The sequence below is a fragment of the Acinetobacter sp. CE-15 genome, assembly GCF_051059255.1.
In the GTDB taxonomy this organism is placed as follows: domain Bacteria; phylum Pseudomonadota; class Gammaproteobacteria; order Pseudomonadales; family Moraxellaceae; genus Acinetobacter; species Acinetobacter guillouiae.
Genome location: NZ_CP192737.1, coordinates 3568889 through 3591849, shown reverse-complemented (window position 1 = coordinate 3591849; position 22961 = coordinate 3568889). Strand labels below are relative to the sequence as shown.

The following is a 22961-nucleotide window of genomic DNA, read 5'->3' as shown; positions in this document are numbered from 1 at the left end:
CTAGCAAGCTTTTATAAAAAATACTTTAAAGAATTCCATCTCTCGGAAGTTCTAAAAAGAGTAACGACTAAGTTGGTCTATTAAAAAAGTACTGATTTTGCTTTGTGATAGCTTTCAGATAATTATTGATTTATCTAAATGGGCGTGGAAACAGCTATCTTAAAGACTAAAAATTAATAAACCTACATTTATTGTTAACTTTTATTTAATGTATTTTTAATAAAATATGCACAAATGTGACATTTAATGTATATTAAATATACAAAAAAAGGAGTTGGTTATGAAAAGATTTGCTTCAGGAGTCTTTACATTTGCAATATCAGTTTCTGTATTCGCAGATTGTAATGCAGGCAGTTTTAATGTCGAGGGGATTGCAAGTTCAGGATCTTGGTCTAATTTGGTGAGTTTGCAAGGTCAAAAGTTTACATCGTATGTTCAGGCTAATGTGGGTTTGGAAAGTAAAGCTGAAACAAGTGCTCATAAAGCACTTCCAAATTCTAATATCATTGCTTTTGAGTATAAATCAGTAGTTCCAGTAAATTTAACTGGTAGTGAGGAGGCAGGTGGGTGGTTATTAAATTCATCTACCAATAGTAATACGGTTACTAATGGATCGCTTTTTGCTCCAGCATCAAATAATGATGGGTTGAAATTAATACTCGTGGGTTTAGGAAATCCAATCCCGTTATATCAATCATTTGAAAGTATTAATGGTGAAGGTAATCGGATTGGTATTTACATTAATAAGCAAACTAAGCAAATAGGATATATTTTGAATGGTGTAAATAAAGGCTACAAGTGGTCTTTTACCACGCCATTTAATGATATAGGCTTTATATTGATGAATGGGTTTACTGGATTCTCTAACAACTCAACAAAGATTGGAAGTGAGGTGACAATGGAGCTCATTACTGATTATTCTAAATTACAATACCAATACCCATCTGGCTCTACAGATATTTGTGGAAATACTATTTAAATAAAAAAACCCGCAACATTGCGGGTCTTGAATCATCTGTGTGCAATTATGCAACTTGAACAGGGATACAGTTTGCTGTGTGATTTACTGTATTGTCTGGATTTGCATATACAAGACGTGGTTTATGCGCATCAGCTTCTGCATTGGTAAAATCACCAAATGTGGCAATAATCATTAAATCACCAACATCAGCTTGAAGTGCAGCGCCACCATTGACTGAAATGATGCCTGAGCCTTCTTCGCCACGAATCGCATAGGTTGTAAAGCGCTTACCATTAGTCACGTTCCACATATGAATTTCTTCATATTCACGGATACCAGCTAAATCCAAAAGAATACCGTCGATTGCACAAGAACCTTCATAATGTAATTCTGCTTGTGTAACAACACAACGATGGATTTTTGCTTTTAATAAACGAGATAGCATGATTTGCGTCTCCAGAGTAGCCCTTACAATTGTTATCTTGTGTTGAATCAACAATTTTCAATGGGGGGATGCATTTGAAAGCGCATTTTGCTCTTAAAAATGAATCATGGCAAGAAAAATTGTTGAACAAAGAACATAAAATTTAGGTTTAAATTATGCTTTATAAGCATTGATTTGATTCATTGCTTGCTGAATCTCACCATTAACCAATAATTTTGTTTTGCCTAAAGCATGGTGTATTGCATCATCCATTAAAGTCTGTTCACTGCTTGGTGCTTTACCAAGTACATGTCCTGAAACTTTTTCTTTAGCGCCGGGATGACCAATGCCAATACGTAAGCGATGAAAATTAGAACCAATATGAGGAACAATGTCACGTAGACCATTGTGACCACCATGTCCACCGCCAGTTTTTAAACGAATGACGCCTGGATTCATATCCAGTTCATCATGAGCGATGAGAATTTCTTCTGGTTTAATTTGGTAGAATTTTGCAAAGGGAACAACACTTTGACCAGAAAGGTTCATAAATGTTGTGGGCAATAGTAGACGAACATCTTGTCCTTCAATATTACCACGACCACTGATTCCTTTATATTTTGAATCAGTTTTTAATGTAATACCATATTGTTCTGCAAGGCGTTCGACGAACCAAAAGCCTGCATTATGGCGGGTTTGGGCATATTCAGAACCTGGATTACCCAAACCAATAATCAGTGAAAGTTTACTCACTCATTTACACCATTTAACACTTATGCGCGTTTAAAGTCAGCGTGCATTGGTGTGTTTTTAGCTGGGTGACGTTGTAAAGCTTGGATTTTAACGCTTTCAACTTTACCTTCGATGTTAAGATCGATAACTTCTTCAAAGAAAGAGTTGTTTTCTAAAGCTTTAACAAGCTCGCGAAGTTCTAAAGTAACTGCTACAGGTTCAGCAGAACCACCATAGATGATTGCTGGAACTTTATTTTGAAGACGAAGGCGGCGGCTCGAACCTTTCCCTTGAACTGCTTCTTCACGTGCTACTGCATTTAATACGAAGTTTGCCATGATGACATTTCCTCATTGAGTGTAATTGACTGAACTTTCGACCAGCCCAGTGATATAAAGCCCTACCAAAGAGTAGGGCTTTGAAAATTTGGCGCTATTATAGATAAGAATCGAACATTGCGCTAATAGATTCTTCGTTGTTAATACGACGAATTGTTTCAGCAACCATACTTGCTACTGAAACTTGGCGAATCTTACCAAGTTTTAATGCTTCATCTGAAAGTGGAATTGTGTCAGTAACAACCAATTCATCAATTACAGATTTGCTTAAATTTTCGAGTGCTTTACCTGATAGTACAGGGTGCGTTGCATAAGCAACCACTTTACGAGCACCAAAAGTTTTAAGTGCGTCGGCAGCTTTACACAAAGTACCAGCTGTATCAACCATGTCATCAACAATCACACAGTCACGATCACGTACATCACCAATCAAATGCATCACTTGTGATTCATTAGCTTTTTGACGACGTTTATCAATGATTGCAAGGTCGATATCACCCATTTGTTTTGCAACAGCACGTGCACGAACTACACCACCAACGTCAGGTGAAACCACCATCAAGTTATGATGTTGTTGTTGACGTAAGTCAGCAAGCAAAGCAGGTGTACCGTAGATGTTATCTACAGGAATATCAAAGAAACCTTGGATTTGGTCAGCATGCAAGTCGATCATTACAACACGGTCAATACCCACAGTGGTAAGCATGTCTGCTACAACTTTTGCAGTAATTGGAACACGAGTTGAACGAGGACGACGGTCTTGGCGTGCATAACCGAAGTATGGAATTACAGCAGTAATACGACCAGCACTTGCACGACGCAAAGCATCTGCCATTACTAAGATTTCCATAAGGTTATCATTCGTAGGGGCACAAGTGGGCTGTACGATAAACACGTCTTTACCACGCACATTTTCAGTAATTTCGACAGTGATTTCACCATCAGAAAATTTACCTACAGCAGCAGCTCCCAGAGGGATGTGCAAATGGCTAACGACTTTTTGGGCGAATTGTGGATGCGCAGTTCCACTAAAAACGACAAGATTGGGCATGAAGCACCCTTGGCGGTTGGCAGATTTGAATTAGATGGCAGGGGCGGCTGGATTCGAACCAACGGATGCCGAGATCAAAACCCGGTGCCTTACCACTTGGCGACGCCCCTAATGCGGCAGAATTTTAGTGTTTTTGTATGTCTCTGTCAAGGTAAATCAACATTAAATACAAATTACTACGTTCTGTCTTTTTTGAGAAAATGGCAGGGGCGGCTGGATTCGAACCAACGGATGCCGAGATCAAAACCCGGTGCCTTACCACTTGGCGACGCCCCTAATTTGATGTTGTATTTAATGGCAGGGGCGGCTGGATTCGAACCAACGGATGCCGAGATCAAAACCCGGTGCCTTACCACTTGGCGACGCCCCTAAAATACAACGATCTACAGATGAAAAATGATGGCAGGGGCGGCTGGATTCGAACCAACGGATGCCGAGATCAAAACCCGGTGCCTTACCACTTGGCGACGCCCCTATCATTACACTGTAAAATGAGTGAGTGGTGATTCATTCAAACTGTTGACCAAATAGGCTTTGCAGGGTGAATGATTTAAAACATCATCAATCTTCATTTGTTCAGTGACTTCAACAAAAACACAAGCACCTGTACCTGTAAGCTTTGCTGTACCGAACTGATCTAAATACTGCATTGCTTCATCAACTTCAGGATATAAATTTCTTGCCAGTGGCTCAAAATCATTTCTAAAATTGGATGGCTTTAGCTGATAGGCGCAAAATTTAGTAGGCTTCGTATCTCTTGTCAATGTTTTTTGCGAAAAAAGTCGTTGAGTGCTGATAAAACAATCAGGTTTTAACACAATGTATTGTTTTTGATCTAAGTCTATGAATGTTAAGTGTTCACCTATACCTTCCGCCCAAGCATTACGACCATGAACAAAGATTGGAACATCTGCACCCAATTTAACCCCAAGCTCAGCCAGTTGTTCAGTATTTAAACCACATTGCCAAAGTTGATTGACCACAATCAATGTGGTGGCTGCATTGGAAGAACCACCACCTAGACCTGCACCCATTGGAATATTCTTTTCGATACGAATTTTTAAACCAGTCGGCTGTGTAGCATAAGGTTTTAAAATTTGAATCGCTTTATAGATCAGATTATGTTCCAAATCGACGTTACTCAAACCTTCAAGACTGATTTCAGGTTGAGAATGTTCTGTTTGGGTGAATTCTAACCAGTCATACAAATCAATCAGCTGAAAAATACTTTGCAACTCGTGATAGCCATTTTCACGGCGACCTGTGATATGCAAAAACAAATTCAATTTTGCTGGAGAGGGAACACGAATCATAGATTTCATTGTCTAAGGTATAGATTTAGCGGTTTTGAATCACCATTGTAATACGATTTTCCTGACCAGATTCAAGTTGTTGTTTTAAAATCAGCTTATTGGGCAAGCTCGCTTGATTGTTATAACTAAAATCTACAGTCCAGCCATCTTCAATGATTTGAGCAATACGTTGAGTATTATCTCGGGTGATTTGTGCATTTTCAGTGGCAGGGTAAGCTTGAACCCAATCGACAATATGCGTAATAGGTGCAGTCCAGCCTGTGGCTTTTTCAAGCAGCTCTTCTGGTGTTTCAGCCGAAATCGAACCTGTTTTAGCGCTATTGAGGGTAACTTCTCCAGATTTTCCTTCAATAATAGTTTTGCCAATACCTAAGATCCCATTCAACTGGATGTTAAAATCTTGTTGGTCTTGTGTCCATGTGTAGAACGCACTGCCAGACTGTTTCGGTGTTTTTACCCCAATTTTCCCTTCAAGATTAAATTGATTTGACGGTTTTTGTGGGGGCGTTGTGGCATCAGTGGGTGCTGTAAGCGTTGGGGTGGTTTGTGCTGGCTTTACGACTTGTTGACAACCTGTGAGTGTAAAAGCGGTTACAGCAGTTAGGGTGCAAAAGATCTGTGGAATGTGACGCATACAAGTCATTAACTCTTTTTAATATGTTGCGGTAATATTAATGAATCTAATTGATTTAATTGAGGATCATTTGGATGATTTTGTTTGAGTTGTTGTAACACTTCATTAAATTGAGCTAAGGCACCTTGCATATACAAAGATTTTGCATATCGAATACCAATGTTTACACTATGACTCAAATTATAAGCTTTCGATAAAATGTTCGAGGCGGCATCAAAATCATTTTGCAAGAATGTGATATATCCCAGCGTATCTAAAATCGAGGCCTGATCTGGCGCAGAATCTAAGGCATGTTCAGCATACTTTCGCGCTTCATCTAGACGTCTATTTTGTAGTGCAAGCGTATAGGCATAAGCATTTAAATAAGCAGGATTATTTGGCTCTAAAGTTAAGAGTTGTTTCAATGCTTTATCAAGTAAATCACGATCCTCAAATGGATCAAGAAGCAATATTTCTGAATAGAGAATTTCAGGATCATCAGGCAAGTTCTTGACTGCTTCAGTGAGTAATCTCAGCGCTGCTTTTTTATTGCCCATGCGTTTTAAAATCTCGGCTTGAGCCTGATATAAGAAACTTGCATGTTGTGGATAATTGACACGTTCTTGGGTTAAAAACCGCAAAGCATCATTCATCTTGTCTTGTCTTTCAAAAATCGAGACCAGATTACGGCGTGAAACTGTATATAAGTTTCCATCAACCAGACGATAATAGGCTTTTGCCGTTTCATCATTTTGCTTTCGTTCAGCATTTACTGCCAAATAAAAATAAGCTTCGTTTTGATAACGTGACGAGTAGCGTAACTCCACTAAATACTGTTCAGCTTGATCCAGCTTTTTTAAATCAATCGCAGTTAAACCTGCAATAAATAGGGCTTCTTCAGCATCTGGCCAAGCTTGAATAATCGATTCTAATTTGCTTAAGGCCAATTCAGATTGATGTATCTTGATCAGATATTTGACTTCTGCCAGACGGATATCATAGTTGTACTTGTTTTTACGACTGCTTCGATCATACCAATTTAAAGTCGCTTCTTGGTCACCCAAAGCCTCTAATAAATTGGCTTTCATCAGAATAAAGCCAGTCACTTTTGAACGTTTTTTTAACGCCTTATTGACGGTTTTTAAGGCTTGCTCGATTTCATCGTTTTGCGCTTCCAAACCGGCTATTAGAATTAAAACAGAAGGGTTGTTTTTTTCTTTACTTGCTCTCAGCGTATTGAGCAGATTTTGACGATCTACTTCTGATTCTGGTGCAATTCCTTCTAAAATCTTTTCTAAATCAGCGTTGGGGTCAATATTGAGAATACTGTCCAGAGTCTCCGCTGCAAGCTCATATTCATGTGATTTGAGCGCGATATGCGCCAAATAAAATTTTGCAGGAACATCCTCAGGTTCTTGTACAACCCAATGGGTGGCAATGTCTAAAGCTGCTTTTAAATCGTTTTGTTCAATTGCAACATTCAAGGCACGTTGTTTAATGGTGGTTGAATTACTACGAATTGCGAGCACAGTATAATTGTGTAAAGCAGTTGCAGTATCATTATAAGCCAATGAAAATTCAGCAATAATACTTTGTTTTAATGCATTAGTATTATATTTAGCATGATAAAATTCTCCAGATGCTCTAATATGAGCACTAGAAGCCATGCTACCAACCAGTAAGAATGTGGTAGAATATTGCTTAATTGTCATGCCGCTTAAGCGGTTGTTTATTTGACGCAATTTTTCCGAATCCAAGTATGCTTTTTATGACACCGTTATTGCACAATAGCACAAATTTAGCGAAATGATGATCTGATATGTCTTTCTTTGCATTGGGTGTCAACCATCAAACTGCTTCTGTTGAGCTACGTGAGCAAATCGCTTTTAATCCAGAACGATTAAAAGATTTATTTGCCGTAGAAAGCCTTCGCCAAAATTTGAATGATATGGTGGTGGTGTCAACATGTAACCGCACTGAAGTCTATGCCATGGCTGAAAATGCCGATATGGTATTAAATTGGCTCGCCCAAACCAATGGTATTGATGTAAAGCAATTGTCAAATCATGTATATCGTTATGAAAATACCGATGCAGTTTCGCACTTAATGCGGGTTGCCAGTGGTTTAGACTCGTTGATGCTGGGTGAACCGCAAATTCTTGGGCAGGTTAAAACAGCACTATCAATCGCAAAAGATGCTGAAATCGTCTCGCAAAATCTGAATCAAATATTTGAATATGCTTTTTATGCAGCCAAACGCGTACGTTCTGAAACTGCAGTCGGCAGTCATGCTGTCTCGATGGGATATGCTGTTGCTCAACTCGCATTGCAAGTGTTTAGTAAGCCTGAACAGCTTACAGTCATGGTGGTTGCCGCAGGTGAAATGAACAGCTTGGTGGCAAAACACTTGGCTGAAATGGGCGTTGCAAAAATCCTGATTTGTAATCGAAGCCGTGAACGGGCAGAGAAATTAGCACAAGAAATAGCGCACCGTGTTGAAGTGGAGATTATTCCATTTGATGAACTCACTACTCAGCTTTATCGTGCGGATGTAATTTCCAGTTGTACAGGCAGTTTGCATCAAGTCATTGCTTATGCAGATGTGAAATTCGCTTTAAAAAAACGTCGTTATCAACAAATGCTTATGGTCGATTTAGCTGTACCTCGTGATATAGATCCAAAAGTTGAAAGTTTGGATGGTGTGTATTTATACGGTGTGGATGACCTACAAAGTGTAATTGATGAAAATTTAGCACAACGACGTCAAGCTGCGGTTGAAGCAGAGGTTATGGTCAATCAATTGGTAACTCAGTTGGTGACACAGCAAAAAGTAAAAGATGCTGGTGGGACGATTCAACAGTTTCGTGAGCACGGTGAGGAACAACGCCAGATGGAGTTGTCGCATGCCTTAGAGCGTATTCAGGCAGGTGAGGATACGCAACATGTACTTGAGGATTTTGCACATCGTTTGACGCAAAAGTTATTGCACCCATCTTCAATTTTGCTACGCCAAGCAGCACAGGATGAAGATCCTTCACATTTTGAATGGATGAAAGAAAATATTCAGGATATTTTTGAACAAGAAAGAAAACCAAAAACGAAGTGATTATTTTTTAAAAAGAATGTGATTTAATGTTTTTGCTTCACCAGCTATTATTGGTGTATATACTAGTGCGATCAAATTAGAATCAAGCAATTAAGGATCTACATAGCCTCTCTACGCAGGGTGGAATTATGGGGGTAATTGATTCAGTAGCTCGATGCTATAAGAACCCCAAAAAACCTAAACTATATTGCTTTTATCTAGATTATTCAGGGCGGATATTTGATCCACTTATGGTCGAGAGTATAAATGCACACTCAGATTCTAATTACCCTACCAACGCGTTTTTTTGTGATGAAAACTTTCAAAAACATATAATTATAAACCTATATAAGCCTTATGATTCCTCAATGGAAGAGGCCAATAGCCATATGAATTTTTTGTATTACAAAATACTTGATAAGCTTAATGAGGCGTTTAAGCAAAATTAATGATGTACCAACTTTAAACTAATTTGTTTAGTCAGTTCATTGAGTTGTTTACGTAAATTACGTGATTCACTCAATGAGGTTGGTGCTTTAAGCTTTAATTTTAAATATTTCTCTTGCAAGGCCAAAGAGTAATCTGAAGCCAATTTATCTGCCATTTCAGGCGCTTCAGCCAAAGCCTGAATATTGGTACGTTGTATGATTTCAGAGAGTTCCAAATGATAAGCACCACATGCACCTAAAATATAATAGGTTGCAAGTTCCTGATCATCTGGTAGATCATCAAAGACACGGTCAAATACCGCTAAGATTTGCGCCAATAACTCATCTGGTTGAATCAATGCACGTAATACTTCAAAGTGAATATATAAAAACGGATGTTGCATCAAAATCGCCACAGCAAAGTCTTCATCTTTGGTGCGAATATTAAAAGACAATGAGGCATCTAAGCTGACTTGAGGCTGCCATTTTCGATTAAAACCTAACTTTTCTTTAAAAAATTGTCTTAATAAATAGCGGTAAGAACCTTGTTTAGGCAGTAACTCAGTCAGTTGATTGAGTTCAGCCATCACCTGACTTTTACCTTCAGGTGTAGCAACATCATAGTTTTGACTCAATAAAGCAAAGACAAAATCCGATAATAAAGGGGATTGTTGCCATATCCGTTGAAACGTTTCAAAACCCTCCTTACGAATCAACGAATCTGGGTCATGTTCTTTGGGGAGAACAAAGAATTTAAGTTCACGACCATCGTTCAATAAAGGTAAGGCAATTTCTAAGGTTCGACGTGCTGCTTTTTGTCCAGCGGCATCACCATCAAACGCAATCGTGATTTGATTGTTCTGCTTAAATAAAATAGTTAAATGATCTGCATTGCTGGCCGTACCTAATGTTGCTGTCGCACCAGAAATCCCATTCTGTTGTAAGGCGATCACATCCATATAGCCTTCAACCATGAGCCAATTTTGCGCACGATCTTTCCGACCTTCATACAAGCCGTAAAGCAGTTGGTTTTTATGGAAGACTTCAGAATCAGGTGAGTTAATATATTTCGGTTTGATTTCGTCATTCAATGCGCGACCACCGAAACCTACAACACGACCTTTGTTGTCTCGAATCGGGAAAATCACCCGATCACGCAACAAATCGAAGTCACGACCACTATCACTGGTACGAATCAGACCCAGTAGTTTTAAACCTTCAATATCTTGTGGGAAAGCTTTTTCTAAATGTTGCCAATCTTCTGGTGCATAGCCTAAGCGCCAATATTGGATTGTTTCGGCGCTTAAACCACGATGTTTAAAATAATTCTGCGCCACTTTACTGTTTGGTAATTGGCGTTCATAAAATTGCGCAATATTTTCTAACAGATCATAAAGGTTGCCATCTTGAGGGAGCTGATCAAAACCTACTGAGTCAAACTGGGTTGGATCGAAATGCTCAGGATCAGGATATTGGCTAAAGGCTTCAAAAGGGTCAATTTCTAGTGGCTGAACAGAATCTGTTTTTTGCTCAGCGGGTTTAGAATCGACTACTTTATTTTCTACAGCCTTCACTGCTGGCTTAGGTTTGGATACTTCACGTTTATACGACAGTTTTTTATTGTCATGATTGTCTTTGGGAAGTTCGACACCTGCATGGCTGGAGAGTTCTTTCATGACATCGACAAAATTTCGATTATCAATATCCATTAAGAAGCGAATGGCATTGCCATTTGCCTGACAGCCAAAGCAGTGATAATACTGTTTATCACGGTAAACATGAAAAGAAGGTGACTTTTCCTGATGAAAAGGGCAACAGCCTGAATAGGTGCGACCAGTTTTTTTCAATTTCACACGTTGACCAATCAGATCGACAATATCTGTGCGATCCAAAATTTGATCTATCGTGTGCTGAGGAATAGCCATAAATTTAATGTCATGTATCGTTTAAACCAATTTAAAGTTTAACGTAGTTTTGAGTCTAAAAATATCTATGAATAAAAAAGACGGGTAAAAACCCGTCTTGATTTGTCGCAATCAATATTTATTTACGTTGTCCATCATACAAACTTTCATCTGCACGTGCTGGCTCTTTAGACACTTCACGATTTGGACGATCAAGTAAGCCAAAACTCACTTTATTTAACAAGCTTGATTTTTGTTCTGCTTGATCAGACGTTTCAGAACTCGCTTCTTGTGATACTTCTGCTTTATCACCACGACCTAATATACCTAATGTTGCACGGTTCCACCAGCTCGCTTCTTTGCGTGCTGCGCGGATATTCACTTCGCCATTGGATTTAACAAGGTTCGGATAGTTTTGCTTAAGCACGCCAATGTACTGTTGTGATGTTTCTTTATCGCCCAACTTGTCATAACCATATGCCATTGTTGCTAAGGCTTCAGGAACTTGAGGCGTTTGAGGATAGTGTTCAATCACCCATTGCGAACGTTCAATTGCAGCCAAATACGCTTTACGTTTAATATTGAAACGTGCAGTATTCATTTCACTTTCAGCCAGTTCTTGGCCGATGTATTTCATTCGTTGTGCAGCATCAACTGAATATTGACTTGAAGGATAGCGACGAATTAAGTCGACAAAATTTTGATAGGCAATTTTTAAATAACCTACATCACGATGTGCTTGTTTTAATGAGGTATAGCGAAGCAAACTGTCATAATTTTGCTCCATATTGGCTACGCCGCGGACATAGTAAGCATAATCTAAATTCGGATGTTGAGGATTTAAACGAATAAAACGATCTGCCAGTGCAATTGTGCCTTCATAATCTTTTTGCTTAAATTTTGTGTAAAGCAATTCAAGCTGAGCTTGTTGTGCATATTGCCCAGTCGGGAAATAAGTATCCATTGCTTCTAACGCTTTTGCAGCATCGCCATATTGCCCACGGTCTAATGATTTTATCGCATTATTGTAATAAGTCTGCTCATTTGATTTCGGGCCTGTATCAACAACATCCTTCTTCGGATTGCTGCTACAGCCGACAAATGCAGTTGCTAAGCCTACAGTTAAAGCAAGCATTGTGACTTTATAACGTGGTAGCGACATAAAAATTCCTCTGTTTATACGGGCAATAGGCTACAATTGCGCTATTAAACCACTTTTGTCCGAATGAGCAAATGACTTCAGCACACTCTTCTAATTCTAATTTCCCAGAAAATGATTTCAATTTACTTGAAGATTCTGAGGATGCAGATAATCATAATTCTGCGCCGACTGCAACACGTTTATCGTTGCAATTTCAACTGGATGAAAGCTATTTAGGGCAACGTATTGACCAAGTCGCAGCACTGGTTTGGAACGAGTTTTCTCGTGAAAAACTCAAGCAGTGGATGAAAGAAGGTCATTTGTTGGTAAATGGTAACATTGTCAAGCCTAAGTATAAATGCGAAGGCAATGAACTTCTATGTTTAGATGTTGAATTGGAAGCACAAACGTCTGCACAACCTGAAAATATCCCTTTAAACATTGTTTATGAAGATGACGATATTATGGTCATCAATAAACCTGTCGGTATGGTTGTTCATCCTGGTGCGGGTAATCCAAATGGTACTTTGGTGAACGCCTTGCTTTATCATTACCCAAAATCTGCCGAATTAACTCGTGCAGGTTTAGTGCATCGTATTGATAAAGACACCAGCGGTTTATTGGTTGTTGCTAAAAATTTGGAAGCGCAATTTTCTTTAAGTAAACAATTGGCTAAAAAAGCAGTTTACCGTGTATATGACTTGATTTGTTATGGTCATATTATTGCGGGGGGAACGATTGATGAGCCGATTAAACGTCATCCTGTAGATCGTGTAAAAATGGCTATTTTACCGGGTGGTCGTGATGCGGTGACGCATTACAATGTTAAAGAACGTTTTCAACATTTCACCCGTGTACAAGCGCAACTTGAAACAGGGCGTACTCATCAAATCCGGATTCATTTCACCTATATTGGTTATCCATTGGTGGGTGATCCAGTCTATGTTAGCCGAGTTAAAGTTCCAGCAGGTGCTTCTGAAAAACTGAGCAGTGCATTGCGTAACTTTAAACGCCAAGCTTTACATGCCTCTAAATTAGGCCTAGTTCACCCACGTACACAAGAAGAAATGATGTTTGAAGCACCATGGTCAGATGATTTCGTTGAGTTGGTTGAAGTTTTACGCTCTGAAAACAAAGCCTATTAATTGATTTACATGATAAAACTGTTCAATGAGAGCAGTTTTATACATTGATTTAGTTACCACAAGCATCTTTTGTTCCTGTAGGAAAAGTATTGGTAAATTTTGATTTATCCGTGACCAATTCTAATGACATGGTTTTATTTAGGTATGGAGAGTTGGCTTCAAAACCACTGAATAGTGCTTGAGGTTGAAAAGTTAATGACTTAATTTTTGAATTAATCGTAGCCACATAACCTAAATTTTGTTTATTTAAAATAAATCCAATTTGATTGGCATTTTGATTGATATATACCCCTACATTTTGTGTAGTTGAAGCGTCGTAAGGTTGTAGATAAGCATAGGTAATATCATTTTGATTTGTGATAGGATTCTTTTGCATCACCCAAATCAATAATGGTTTCTTATAATTCTGTATTGCTGAATTATTTCCATACATAATGGCGATAACACCTATGGTTTGATTGTTTTGATCAAACATTAATAAATTCATCCCTTTGCCGATATTATTAGTTCCTGTTAATTCATTTGAAATCGTATCAATATTAAATTCAAATCCAACAATACCCGTATTTGCTATCGGGAGTGTTCCTGTCGCAATATTGTTGCTGGAGCTGAAATTGCTATGGGTTGCTGAATATGTGATTTGGTTGGGTGCATTCAGTATTTTATAAGCAACTTTTTGACCTGATACTGTAGGAAATTTTTGTGCTGCTGGATTAGCAGGTTCAGGCAAAAAACCTTCTAAATCATAACGGCATAGTGCAAATCCTTGCGTGCTGATAATACTCAGAATCAATAAAACAGAAAGCTTTAATTTTTTCATGGTTTTTCTCTCTTTATTCTTTTATCAAACTTTGCTTAAGTTCTGAAATTTCATTAAAAATAAAACTTTAAGCTAAATTATTTAGTTGCCACAAATATCTTTTGTTCCTGTTGGGTAGGTATTTTTAAATTTAGATTTATCTGTTACCAATTCAATTGATACCTCCTGATTTAAATCTGATGCTGCAATATTACCGTATCCGGCAGAGATCATAAAAAATAAGTTGTCCAGTTTTGATGGGAGTGTTCCGATATAGCCATAATTTTGATGATTAAAGATTAACCCCACTTGGTTTGTTGATTGATTTATATAGATTCCCATTCTTTGATAACCATCAAGTGTATTTTGCACATGTAATGGTGATGAAAAGTTTTCAGGGGTAATAGAGGATTGATCATGTTTAAAAAATGTTCCAAAAAAATTGGTAGTATTTGTCTCGTCTGGGTTATTCATATAAAAAATAAAAATACTTGTCTGTTTATTGTCTTGTGATTTACCTGAAATCATAATTGGGAAAGAGATTAATTTACCTTTTCCTTTTAATGCATTTGGAACTTTAAAGTTGAGTTCAAAAGCAATAGTACCTGTAGATGGAAGCATTTGGTCTCCAACCGCTACAGATGAATTACCAATAATTAGATCTTTAAGTGCGTTGGTTTGTTTAGAATTAAAAGCCATAAAAGATTTAACTAGGGCATTTGTTAGTTTAAAACCAACTTTCGCCCCATTTTGCTGAGGAAAGCGAGTAACTGGTGGCGAACCAACTTCTTCTGGATTGACTACAATAACTTGTTCAGAAGTTGCATCAAATTTATACTCACAAACTGCTGAATAAGCATTAGTTATGCCTAAAAACGAAGTAACAATAGCCAATGTAATTTTTTTCATATCCACGCTCCGTGTGTTTTAATTTTTTTTAAATATAATATTAGAATAAATTAACAATTGTTGGTTTTTTGTATAAAATTTACTCAATCAAAAAATGGATTTTCAAAAGCTTTGTTAATCAGCTTATGATAAGTTTAATAAAAATATTTCAATGAGCGTCACATGCAATTTGTTCAAGGATTACCTCAAGGTGTATATGCAGGCCAGACACATATACATCACCCAAAGGCTTTGCCATCTGTACAGCCTGAGCTTGAAGGTTTTAATTTGGCATTGCATGTAAATGACGATCCTCAACGGGTACAACAACACCGTATGATTTTATTGGATGAATTCGCAAAATTAGGTGTTAGTAAAATCACATGGATGACGCAAACCCACAGCACAATATGTCATACCATCAATGAAGAAATGACTTTTAGCGCATTGGAGGGGGATGGTTTGGTCACACAGACTCAGGGGCATGCTTTGATGATGATGACCGCTGATTGTTTACCCGTTGTATTAGGCAATGCCGCAGGCACTGAGGTTGCGAACCTACATGCAGGTTGGCGCGGTTTAGCAGGGGGAATAATTGAAAATACCATTGCCAATATGAAGTCTCCACCTACTTGGGCTTGGTTGGGTGCAGCAATCAGCCAGCCTTGTTTTGAAATTGGCGCAGAAGTCAAAGCTGCTTTTTGTTCTAAATATGCTGAACTAGACACTGCATTTATAGAGGGTGAGCAAGCAGGTAAGCACTATGCGGATTTGTATGCGATTGCGCGTTATATTCTTAAACAACATGGGGTGAATGTGGTTACAGGAGGAGATCAGTGTTCTTATCGTCAAGATCAGGATTTCTATTCTTATCGTCGCCATGCAAAAACAGGGCGTATGGCTACTTTTGTATTTATTCGGAATTAAATCTTTATTTTTAAATAGATTTATCGTTGTTTTAAGCGTTATGTCATAGGTTTTCTGAACATTACAAGAATTGTTTAAAAATGAATTGATGTTAAACTTGACCAAATTTGTTTGTTTTCAATTGATATGTCTTTATCTGCTAAATCTATCGCGATCGTTTACCACAGTCCATTTGGTCATACTGCAAAAGTTGCGAATTATATTGCACAAGGTGCAGAGAAGATCGGTGTAACTGTTCATCAAATGGATATTGAGCATATTGATTGGGATATTTTAGATCAAGCGAATGCCATAATTTTTGGCTCACCGACCTATATGGGAAGTGTTACAGGTCCATTTAAAATGTTTATGGACTCTACATCTAAACGTTGGAAAAATCGTGATTGGCAGGGCAAACTTGCTGCTGCATTTACCAACTCTGGTGGTTTAAGTGGAGATAAGTTATCTGTACTGCAACAGATTAATATCTTTGCAATGCAACATGGCATGTTATGGTCTGGACTCCCTTTAATGCCTACAGGTGTTAAACCCACAGATTTAAACCGTATGGCGGGTTATTTAGGGTTAATGACACAATCAGATAATGCACCAGTTGAAATTACACCGCCTTCTGGTGACTTGCAAACCGCAACATGGTTTGGAGAGTATATTGCGTTACTCATAAATAAAATTACGCCGTAGTTGTTCATTGGTATTCGATAAAAGAATGGAAAATAGAATAAATAAAAAATTTTATAATAGGCTTTTTTGATAAGCCATTTTTAAACTATAGATCAATATAAAAGCCCCACATCCTAGGCTTCTCCCAACGGGAGAAGCAACTTTAAATACCAATATAATTCAATCAATATGATTATTTTTTGCATTCATGGAAAGGTATTATGCACTGGTGGCTTATGTTCTGTTTTGGACGGATTATTATGGTATTATTAAGTATAAATATACAATTGTTAAAATTAGTTACATAAAGTAATATAAGTAAAAAATCCTTTAGAATCATTATGAGAGTGATGTTGAATCATATAAAAATTATAAAATATAAATGTTTACGACGAAGTGATGTTTTCTTTATTTAACACTTAGTATATTTTTTATCCATAATAAGATCTGAGAAGATGGTATGGATATCAAAAAAAACCGAGCAATTGATAAGAAAATTGTTAAAATTGCAAAGCTAGTTTTCATTTGTACAGGATTGTTTTCTTCAATCCATAGTTTTGCAAGCACTCTACATTCTGAGAGTTTAATTCAATTAAATAATGCTGAACTTTCGGATGTGAGTGGTCAGGCACTGATGAGCTTGAGTTATATCGCCCCAAATGACTCAATCAATAACATGCAAGGACAGGATGTCGGTTTCTATAAACTTGGACTGGAAGCTGAGCTTGACCTAAATGCCAATATTAAAAAAATACAACTGGGTTGTGGTGGGGTAAACGGGGCAGGCGGTTGCGACATTGATATTGATAATCTGAGTCTTTCGGGTATAGCAGATACCCGCGAAGGACGTGTAGGTTCAAGTGCAAAATTAACCAATCCCTTTGTAGAATTTGCGATAAAAAATCCCAATTCTGCGTCAACACGAGAAGTGGTTGGTCTACGTTTAAGTGCTGAAAAAGTTTTAGGCTTATTAACTACAGGAATAGAGAACTCTGATCTTCCCAATGGGATAAATAGTTTAAGTGGGGCAATTAAAATTAAGGCGACCACAGGAACGGGATTCACAGCTCCAAGGGCGATGAGATTTAATGATACAGGAATGGCTATGAGTGGCCGAATTATAATAGGTTTTGTTGCACCAACTTTTACTACAAATAACTATAATTTACAGTTGCAATCAACTAAAGCTAATTTATTGATCAATGGTACAACGTTAGCAGGTACACGTTTAACTTCTGCAAAACTCACAGGCACTGCATTGATCGATAATTTAAACTTTGGTGGAAACATTACTGCAAGAGTAAATCTACCATTCGTTTCATTGATTCCTTTGAGTATTAATTCAAATGGCTATATATCAGGCTTAAGGGCTGACTTAGATATTGAACAAGATCTTGGATATATTCATAAATTCCCTTTAAACAATCCATTTTCTTTATCACTACAGTCGACTCAAGTTCACTGGCCTGGTGCTGAATACGCTGCGAATCGTGGATGGTGGTTAGCCATAGAAGATGAAATTGATATTGGTAAAGTTATACCAAAAAATCAGATTGATGTAACCAATGATATTCTTAAACAAGTTGTACCCAGTATTAACAATTATTTAACAAATAACCCACCGACCTGTCAGTTAGCAATTGGATGTATAGCTCTTGGTCTGAATATTGGTGAAGTTAATTTATCATCGGCAAAACCACTGTATTTCCCAATTAAGGATTTACCCTTAGCAACTCAAGGCTTTGCACCTAACTGCTATGGCAATCTAAAATTCTGTTAGACCTTTAAGACTAAAGGAAGCCTCCGTCTGGAGGTTTTTTATTGCTTATACAAGATTGAGTTTTATCGCTTTACCAATCATGACCACTGACAATAACCTCTTAGGTGACTTGTAAACCACATGATGTGCTGAAAAGTAGATTGTATGACTATTAAGTATAAATATATAATAATTAAAATTAGTTACATAAGTAAATATCAATAAAAAGTCTTTAGAATCATTGAGAAAGTAATCTTGGTTTGCATAATTGTTATAGTATTGAGATATTTAATTCACTTTTCTATTTGCTTTATTTGTATTTTAGTATATTTTTTATTCATAATAAAATGAGATTAGCTGATATGGATATCAACTATAATAGAATGATTGATAAGAAAATCATTAAAGTCGTAAAGAATGTCGTAATTTATGCTGGATTGTTTTCCTCAATGCATTGTTTTGCAAATTCTCTATACTTGGAGAGTCTAACTCAATTGAATGACTCTGAGCTTTCCGATGTTCATGGTCAGGCACTGATGAGCTTGGGTTATATTGCGCCAAATGACTCAGTCAATAAGATGCAGGGGCAAGGCGTTGGTTTTTATAAACTTGGACTTGAGGCCGAGCTTGAATTGAATGCCAACATTAAAAAGTTACAGCTCGGTTGTGGTGGGGTAAACGGGGCGGGTGGTTGCGACATTGATATTGATAATCTGAGTCTTTCAGGTTTGGCTGATACGCGTGAAGGACGTGTGGGTTCAAGTGCAAAATTAACCAATCCATTTGTAGAATTTGCCATAAAAAATCCCAATTCTGCTTCAACAAGAGAAGTGGTTGGTCTACGTTTAAGTGCTGAAAAAGTTTTGGGAATGTTGACAGCAGGTACTGAAAATACAGGTTCGCCAAACGGAATTAATAGTCTCAGTGGTTATATGAAAATTAAAGATACTACTGGCACAGGCTATACTCAGGCACGTAATATGTCTTATTCAGACACAGGTAAAACTATTGATGCAAATATTAATGCTCGGATTTGTGTAATTCTTTGCTTGAATATTCCTCTTGGAGTGAGGTCAAATAACTATAGTTTAAATTTAGATTCAGCTAAGGCTGATATTTTTATTAATGGACAAACCATATCTGGCAATAGGATGAATAAGGTACTTTTAAATGGTTATGCAAATATTAATAGAATTAATTTTTCGGGTAATTTAGAAGCATCGTTGAATATTACAGCCGGCTTATTTAAGCTTCAAAAAACGGTTGATGGTAATATTACGGGGTTAAAAGCGAATGTGTCTGTTGATCAAAATTTAGGTTATATTCATAAAATTAATTTAAATAACCCTTTTTCATTATCTCTGCAAAATCAAAATGTATGGTGGCCAGGAGCTGAAGTTGCTGCGCAAAGAGGCTGGTGGATGGCATTTGAAGATTCTATTGATATTGGAGATGTTACACCTAGTCAAAAAATTATTATTACCAATGATGTACTTAAACAAGTGGTAGATCCGATTAGTAATTACTTAACCTCAAATCCGATTCCATGTAGTGGATTGGGTGGGTGTTTAGGTGGTTATTTGGGTATTGGAAATGTCAACTTACCGAATACATCAGTAAACTTTCCGTTAAAAGATCTACAACTTAAAAATCAGGACTTTGCTCCCAACTGCTATGGTTCGTTAAAATTCTGTTAAAAAGATGTTTAAAAGAAAAAACCTCCATTTCGGAGGTTTTTCGTATATCAAACAGATTATTTATGCATGATTCGTGATTTATCACGTTGCCAGTCGCGATCTTTTTCAGTGGCACGTTTGTCATGTAACTGCTTACCTTTTACCAAAGCAATCTCAAGTTTAGCCAAATGACCTTTCCAGTAACACGCCAAAGGTACGCAGGTATAACCTTTTTGATTGACAGCACCCAGTAGCTTTTCAAGCTCACGGCGCGAGAGCAACAGTTTACGGGTACGTGTCGCTTCAGGGACTACGTGCGTAGATGCTGAAAGTAAAGGTTGAATTTGAGCACCGAAGAGAAATGCTTCATTATTTTTAAAGGTAATATAGCTTTCAGTAATGGTCATCCGCCCAGCACGTAATGACTTGACTTCCCAACCTTGTAAAGAAAGCCCAGCTTCAAATTTTTCTTCAATAAAATAATCGTGGCGTGCACGTTTATTTTGTGCAATCGTCCCACTATTATTTTTTTTAACGACAATGTTTTTCGACATAATACAAATATTCCAAGAATAGCCTTATTTTGCCTCAAACTTGGCTTCAGGTGAAGTCATTTCACAATTAAAGCCAAAGCTAAATCAAAAGAGGTTATTCGCTAATATTTAAGTTTTTGTTAAACTATAGCCCTACATAACAAACTAGAGTACAAATGGATGTCTAAAACTCGTGTCATCTATCCAGGAACTTTTGATCCAATTACCAATGGCCATGTTGATTTAGTCGCACGTGCTTCACGAATGTTTGATGAAGTTGTGGTCGCAATTGCAATTGGGCATCATAAAAATCCAGTCTTTAGTTTGGAAGAACGTGTAGAGTTAGCAAAGATATCACTCAAACATTTACCCAATGTTGAGTTTGTCGGTTTTGATGGGTTATTGGTAAATTTTGCACGTGAACAACATGCTACAGCAGTGTTACGTGGCTTAAGAGCTGTTTCAGATTTTGAATATGAATTTCAGCTTGCGAATATGAATCGTCAGCTTGATCATGATTTTGAAACAGTATTTTTAACACCATCAGAGCAATTTTCATTTATTTCTTCGACGATGGTTCGAGAAATAGCACGATTGAAAGGCGATGTGGCAAAGTTTGTTCCTCAATGCGTTGTCGAAGCCTTCCATCGTAAACATCAACAAGGTTGGTAGCGTGTCTTTAATTATCACTGATGAATGTATCAATTGTGATGTATGCGAGCCTGTATGTCCAAATGATGCCATTTTTATGGGGGAGGAGATTTATGAAATCCATCCTAACCTATGTACAGAATGCGTCGGGCATTTTGATCAGCCACAGTGTGCGCTTTTCTGTCCAGTCGACTGTATTCCGCTCGATCCGAACCATGTAGAGAGCCAAGACGACTTGATGGAAAAGTATAAAAAACTAATTGCTCAAAAAAGCGCAAGCAATTAGCCGAGAAATTTGTTAGGATACGCCCCGAAGTGAGCCAGACGATCGCTGCTGTGGAGATCTCCGTGATTGAAGCAGGGGAGGAAAGTCCGGGCTTCATAGGGCAAGGTGCCAGGTAACGCCTGGGCGGTGTGAACCGACGGAAAGTGCAGCAGAGAGTAGACCGCCTTCAATAACGTTTCTTTTCGGAGAAATGGAAGGTAAGGGTGAAAGGGTGCGGTAAGAGCGCACCGCATGGCTGGTAACAGTTCATGGCATGGTAAACCCCACCGGAAGCAAGACCAAATAGGGATCCTATAGGCATGGCCCATGCTGGATCCGGGTAGGTCGCTTGAGCGTATGAGTGATCATACGCCTAGAGGAATGATCGTTCTAGACAGAACCCGGCTTATCGGCTCACTTCGATGAATTTTATTTTAATTAGTGCTTGACGTAACATTGTTTACAGCAGATAATGCGCGCACAGTTTTAGGCTATGTAGCTCAGTTGGTTAGAGCACCGCACTCATAATGCGGGGGTCACAGGTTCAAGTCCCGTCATAGCCACCATTTTTATAGACCACGTTTCCAAAAACGTGGTCTTTTTTTATCTACAAGATTTAAACTTTAACAGCGAGACTTGGTCTTGTTTAAAAACCAAGGTTTAGCCCTGTACTCTCCCCAATATAGCTTAAGCTACTTTTAGGCGTCTTTTTATAATCATAAAGCGTTGTTTTTGATAATTTAGCCAAGCCAAATTGATAAGAAAAGTTAAATTGCACCTGAGTGATGTGGTATTGCGTTAACACCTCAGCGTGTTGTTGATTAATCTTTTCTAGCAATGTTTCGGCACGCTCAAGGTCATCCAGATAATCTGGCTGATTCACATTTAAAATTAAAACCTGATTTGTGGATTCGGCTTCTCCGATGAAGGTATGGCGACTTTCAACTTGAGCATTTTTAATGTCATTGGAGATCAAACTAAAATCATTGGCTGACATTGCTTTGCTTTGGAAATAACCCCATAAATTGACAGAAAAAATCACAATCGTTAACAGCGCAATGATGTAGTAATGAATACGCCATACAGATTGGCGTGGAATATTGGATTGAGCGTTTCTGAGGATTTGAGTTTCACTGAGTAGGTCGTGCAGAGATTGTTGGCTATTTCCATTAAAAATAGCCAAGTAAAAACAGGCAAAGACGATGCTTTGAAAAAATGCCACAAGTAGGCTGAGTGAAAGATGCTGAGTTGAATATGTTTGTAAATAACCTGCAAAGCAAAATGGAATGATAAAGATACTTGATCTAACCAGAGAATGTATAAATGGAATTGAAGCACCATTTAAATCTTTTACCCTAATTTTACCCAGAATTTTCCCAATGGTTTTACCATTACCGATATGGCTGTTAAAAGCAGCAAAATAAAATAGACAGAGGAGCGTACCTATACATTGGAAAATAAAAGGAGAATTTTCAAAATATGGGTAGAGTATTTTACCCATCTCTAAACAGGCTACGCCGACGGTAATACAGTCGATGATAAATGCGAATATTCGAGGAAATATAGAGGCGGCTTTTTGAGTTTCAGTGGTAATTTTAGACATGGTTTTGGTTTAATTAAGTTTATGAAAATATTAATAATTAATGTAAATTTATCATATTATAAGTT

At 37.7% G+C, this 22961-nt stretch carries 22 protein-coding genes, 5 tRNA genes and 1 other RNA gene; 11 read left to right on the top strand and 17 right to left on the bottom strand.

Features of this window, described 5'->3' with window-relative positions; genetic code table 11:
* Positions 1–280: 280 nt before the first annotated feature.
* Positions 281–979, top strand: coding sequence for a DUF4882 family protein (locus tag ACQ7EO_RS16515; RefSeq protein WP_244015321.1), 699 nt, complete (start codon positions 281–283; stop codon positions 977–979).
* A gap of 46 nt (positions 980–1025) precedes the next feature.
* Here ACQ7EO_RS16515 and panD read toward each other — a convergent pair whose 3' ends face one another.
* The 11 genes from panD to ACQ7EO_RS16460 all read right to left on the bottom strand — a co-directional run bounded on the left by panD (position 1026) and on the right by ACQ7EO_RS16460 (position 7144).
* The gene (panD, locus tag ACQ7EO_RS16510) at positions 1026–1406 is read right to left on the bottom strand and encodes an aspartate 1-decarboxylase (RefSeq protein WP_004722504.1); all 381 of its coding nucleotides are present in this window, start codon (positions 1404–1406) and stop codon (positions 1026–1028) included.
* 153 nt (positions 1407–1559) lie between these two features.
* A complete protein-coding gene (gene pth / locus ACQ7EO_RS16505; RefSeq protein ID WP_004722502.1) occupies positions 1560–2138 on the bottom strand; it encodes an aminoacyl-tRNA hydrolase in 579 nt (192 codons plus the stop codon).
* 20 nt (positions 2139–2158) lie between these two features.
* Positions 2159–2455, bottom strand: coding sequence for a 50S ribosomal protein L25 (gene rplY, locus ACQ7EO_RS16500; RefSeq protein WP_004722499.1), 297 nt, complete (start codon positions 2453–2455; stop codon positions 2159–2161).
* Between the two features lie 97 nt (positions 2456–2552).
* Complete coding sequence (locus ACQ7EO_RS16495) at positions 2553–3506, bottom strand: ribose-phosphate pyrophosphokinase (RefSeq protein ID WP_004722497.1); 954 nt, start codon at positions 3504–3506, stop codon at positions 2553–2555.
* Positions 3507–3541: 35 nt separating this feature from the next.
* Positions 3542–3616, bottom strand: a tRNA-Gln gene (locus ACQ7EO_RS16490).
* 91 nt (positions 3617–3707) lie between these two features.
* Positions 3708–3782 (bottom strand) — tRNA-Gln (locus ACQ7EO_RS16485).
* A gap of 19 nt (positions 3783–3801) precedes the next feature.
* Positions 3802–3876, bottom strand: a tRNA-Gln gene (locus ACQ7EO_RS16480).
* Positions 3877–3906: 30 nt separating this feature from the next.
* Positions 3907–3981: transfer RNA gene (locus tag ACQ7EO_RS16475), tRNA-Gln, on the bottom strand.
* Positions 3982–3985: 4 nt separating this feature from the next.
* Positions 3986–4819: a 4-(cytidine 5'-diphospho)-2-C-methyl-D-erythritol kinase gene (gene ispE / locus ACQ7EO_RS16470; protein ID WP_239046311.1), complete on the bottom strand. Its 834-nt coding sequence runs from the start codon at positions 4817–4819 to the stop codon at positions 3986–3988.
* Positions 4820–4844: 25 nt separating this feature from the next.
* Entirely contained in the window at positions 4845–5453 is a 609-nt protein-coding gene (gene lolB, locus ACQ7EO_RS16465; protein WP_034617524.1) for a lipoprotein insertase outer membrane protein LolB, read from the bottom strand.
* An 8-nt stretch (positions 5454–5461) separates the two neighbouring features.
* The gene (locus tag ACQ7EO_RS16460) at positions 5462–7144 is read right to left on the bottom strand and encodes a tetratricopeptide repeat protein (protein ID WP_004819617.1); all 1683 of its coding nucleotides are present in this window, start codon (positions 7142–7144) and stop codon (positions 5462–5464) included.
* 107 nt (positions 7145–7251) lie between these two features.
* Here ACQ7EO_RS16460 and hemA point away from each other — a divergent pair, with 107 nt between their 5' ends.
* A complete protein-coding gene (gene hemA, locus ACQ7EO_RS16455; RefSeq protein ID WP_314339442.1) occupies positions 7252–8538 on the top strand; it encodes a glutamyl-tRNA reductase in 1287 nt (428 codons plus the stop codon).
* Between the two features lie 424 nt (positions 8539–8962).
* Here hemA and ACQ7EO_RS16450 read toward each other — a convergent pair whose 3' ends face one another.
* Together ACQ7EO_RS16450 and ACQ7EO_RS16445 are read right to left on the bottom strand one after the other, a co-directional pair.
* Positions 8963–10870 carry a DNA primase gene (locus ACQ7EO_RS16450; RefSeq protein ID WP_270382753.1) on the bottom strand — a complete coding sequence of 636 codons (1908 nt, stop codon included), beginning with the start codon at positions 10868–10870 and terminating at the stop codon, positions 8963–8965.
* Positions 10871–10988: 118 nt separating this feature from the next.
* Positions 10989–12011: an outer membrane protein assembly factor BamD gene (locus tag ACQ7EO_RS16445; protein ID WP_004819623.1), complete on the bottom strand. Its 1023-nt coding sequence runs from the start codon at positions 12009–12011 to the stop codon at positions 10989–10991.
* Positions 12012–12082: 71 nt separating this feature from the next.
* Here ACQ7EO_RS16445 and rluD point away from each other — a divergent pair, with 71 nt between their 5' ends.
* Positions 12083–13135 carry a 23S rRNA pseudouridine(1911/1915/1917) synthase RluD gene (gene rluD, locus ACQ7EO_RS16440; protein ID WP_434278054.1) on the top strand — a complete coding sequence of 351 codons (1053 nt, stop codon included), beginning with the start codon at positions 12083–12085 and terminating at the stop codon, positions 13133–13135.
* A 49-nt stretch (positions 13136–13184) separates the two neighbouring features.
* Here the strand turns inward: rluD and ACQ7EO_RS16435 are convergent, their stop codons facing one another.
* Complete coding sequence (locus ACQ7EO_RS16435) at positions 13185–13955, bottom strand: DUF4882 family protein (RefSeq protein WP_434278053.1); 771 nt, start codon at positions 13953–13955, stop codon at positions 13185–13187.
* A gap of 81 nt (positions 13956–14036) precedes the next feature.
* Positions 14037–14843: a DUF4882 family protein gene (locus ACQ7EO_RS16430; protein WP_434278052.1), complete on the bottom strand. Its 807-nt coding sequence runs from the start codon at positions 14841–14843 to the stop codon at positions 14037–14039.
* Positions 14844–15005: 162 nt separating this feature from the next.
* Between ACQ7EO_RS16430 and pgeF the strand changes: the two genes are divergently transcribed.
* The 4 genes from pgeF to ACQ7EO_RS16410 all read left to right on the top strand — a co-directional run bounded on the left by pgeF (position 15006) and on the right by ACQ7EO_RS16410 (position 19865).
* A complete protein-coding gene (pgeF, locus tag ACQ7EO_RS16425; protein ID WP_434278051.1) occupies positions 15006–15749 on the top strand; it encodes a peptidoglycan editing factor PgeF in 744 nt (247 codons plus the stop codon).
* Between the two features lie 126 nt (positions 15750–15875).
* Positions 15876–16430: a flavodoxin family protein gene (locus tag ACQ7EO_RS16420; protein WP_034617506.1), complete on the top strand. Its 555-nt coding sequence runs from the start codon at positions 15876–15878 to the stop codon at positions 16428–16430.
* A gap of 439 nt (positions 16431–16869) precedes the next feature.
* Complete coding sequence (locus ACQ7EO_RS16415; RefSeq protein WP_434278049.1) at positions 16870–18189, top strand: hypothetical protein; 1320 nt, start codon at positions 16870–16872, stop codon at positions 18187–18189.
* Between the two features lie 341 nt (positions 18190–18530).
* Positions 18531–19865, top strand: coding sequence for a hypothetical protein (locus ACQ7EO_RS16410; RefSeq protein WP_434278048.1), 1335 nt, complete (start codon positions 18531–18533; stop codon positions 19863–19865).
* A 56-nt stretch (positions 19866–19921) separates the two neighbouring features.
* Here ACQ7EO_RS16410 and smpB read toward each other — a convergent pair whose 3' ends face one another.
* A complete protein-coding gene (gene smpB / locus ACQ7EO_RS16405; protein ID WP_004722477.1) occupies positions 19922–20398 on the bottom strand; it encodes an SsrA-binding protein SmpB in 477 nt (158 codons plus the stop codon).
* Positions 20399–20557: 159 nt separating this feature from the next.
* Between smpB and coaD the strand changes: the two genes are divergently transcribed.
* The 4 genes from coaD (at position 20558) to ACQ7EO_RS16385 (ending at position 21859) form a co-directional block, all read left to right on the top strand.
* Positions 20558–21049 (top strand): pantetheine-phosphate adenylyltransferase, encoded by a 492-nt coding sequence (gene coaD / locus ACQ7EO_RS16400; protein ID WP_004722475.1) that lies wholly within the window; start codon positions 20558–20560, stop codon positions 21047–21049.
* A 1-nt stretch (position 21050) separates the two neighbouring features.
* Positions 21051–21314: a YfhL family 4Fe-4S dicluster ferredoxin gene (locus ACQ7EO_RS16395; protein WP_004722473.1), complete on the top strand. Its 264-nt coding sequence runs from the start codon at positions 21051–21053 to the stop codon at positions 21312–21314.
* Positions 21315–21340: 26 nt separating this feature from the next.
* Positions 21341–21718, top strand: an RNA gene (gene rnpB / locus ACQ7EO_RS16390) — RNase P RNA component class A.
* Between the two features lie 64 nt (positions 21719–21782).
* Positions 21783–21859: transfer RNA gene (locus tag ACQ7EO_RS16385), tRNA-Met, on the top strand.
* Positions 21860–21939: 80 nt separating this feature from the next.
* On the opposite strand, the gene ACQ7EO_RS16380 is transcribed toward ACQ7EO_RS16385, so the two are convergent.
* A complete protein-coding gene (locus tag ACQ7EO_RS16380; RefSeq protein WP_434278047.1) occupies positions 21940–22896 on the bottom strand; it encodes an RDD family protein in 957 nt (318 codons plus the stop codon).
* Positions 22897–22961 lie beyond the last annotated feature (65 nt).

What these genes read in the sequence shown, in the direction of transcription:
- pgeF (WP_434278051.1), top strand. Translation starts at nt 15,006, where the DNA reads ATGCAATTTGTTCAAGGATTACCTCAAGGTGTATATGCAGGCCAGACA.
- ACQ7EO_RS16495 (WP_004722497.1), bottom strand. Translation starts at nt 3,506, where the DNA reads ATGCCCAATCTTGTCGTTTTTAGTGGAACTGCGCATCCACAATTCGCC.
- ACQ7EO_RS16450 (WP_270382753.1), bottom strand. Translation starts at nt 10,870, where the DNA reads ATGGCTATTCCTCAGCACACGATAGATCAAATTTTGGATCGCACAGAT.
- ACQ7EO_RS16380 (WP_434278047.1), bottom strand. Translation starts at nt 22,896, where the DNA reads ATGTCTAAAATTACCACTGAAACTCAAAAAGCCGCCTCTATATTTCCT.
- rplY (WP_004722499.1), bottom strand. Translation starts at nt 2,455, where the DNA reads ATGGCAAACTTCGTATTAAATGCAGTAGCACGTGAAGAAGCAGTTCAA.
- rluD (WP_434278054.1), top strand. Translation starts at nt 12,083, where the DNA reads ATGACTTCAGCACACTCTTCTAATTCTAATTTCCCAGAAAATGATTTC.
- ACQ7EO_RS16415 (WP_434278049.1), top strand. Translation starts at nt 16,870, where the DNA reads ATGGATATCAAAAAAAACCGAGCAATTGATAAGAAAATTGTTAAAATT.
- ACQ7EO_RS16435 (WP_434278053.1), bottom strand. Translation starts at nt 13,955, where the DNA reads ATGAAAAAATTAAAGCTTTCTGTTTTATTGATTCTGAGTATTATCAGC.
- lolB (WP_034617524.1), bottom strand. Translation starts at nt 5,453, where the DNA reads ATGCGTCACATTCCACAGATCTTTTGCACCCTAACTGCTGTAACCGCT.
- ispE (WP_239046311.1), bottom strand. Translation starts at nt 4,819, where the DNA reads ATGATTCGTGTTCCCTCTCCAGCAAAATTGAATTTGTTTTTGCATATC.
- ACQ7EO_RS16515 (WP_244015321.1), top strand. Translation starts at nt 281, where the DNA reads ATGAAAAGATTTGCTTCAGGAGTCTTTACATTTGCAATATCAGTTTCT.
- ACQ7EO_RS16460 (WP_004819617.1), bottom strand. Translation starts at nt 7,144, where the DNA reads ATGACAATTAAGCAATATTCTACCACATTCTTACTGGTTGGTAGCATG.
- ACQ7EO_RS16420 (WP_034617506.1), top strand. Translation starts at nt 15,876, where the DNA reads ATGTCTTTATCTGCTAAATCTATCGCGATCGTTTACCACAGTCCATTT.
- ACQ7EO_RS16410 (WP_434278048.1), top strand. Translation starts at nt 18,531, where the DNA reads ATGGATATCAACTATAATAGAATGATTGATAAGAAAATCATTAAAGTC.
- hemA (WP_314339442.1), top strand. Translation starts at nt 7,252, where the DNA reads ATGTCTTTCTTTGCATTGGGTGTCAACCATCAAACTGCTTCTGTTGAG.
- coaD (WP_004722475.1), top strand. Translation starts at nt 20,558, where the DNA reads ATGTCTAAAACTCGTGTCATCTATCCAGGAACTTTTGATCCAATTACC.
- smpB (WP_004722477.1), bottom strand. Translation starts at nt 20,398, where the DNA reads ATGTCGAAAAACATTGTCGTTAAAAAAAATAATAGTGGGACGATTGCA.
- ACQ7EO_RS16445 (WP_004819623.1), bottom strand. Translation starts at nt 12,011, where the DNA reads ATGTCGCTACCACGTTATAAAGTCACAATGCTTGCTTTAACTGTAGGC.
- ACQ7EO_RS16430 (WP_434278052.1), bottom strand. Translation starts at nt 14,843, where the DNA reads ATGAAAAAAATTACATTGGCTATTGTTACTTCGTTTTTAGGCATAACT.
- panD (WP_004722504.1), bottom strand. Translation starts at nt 1,406, where the DNA reads ATGCTATCTCGTTTATTAAAAGCAAAAATCCATCGTTGTGTTGTTACA.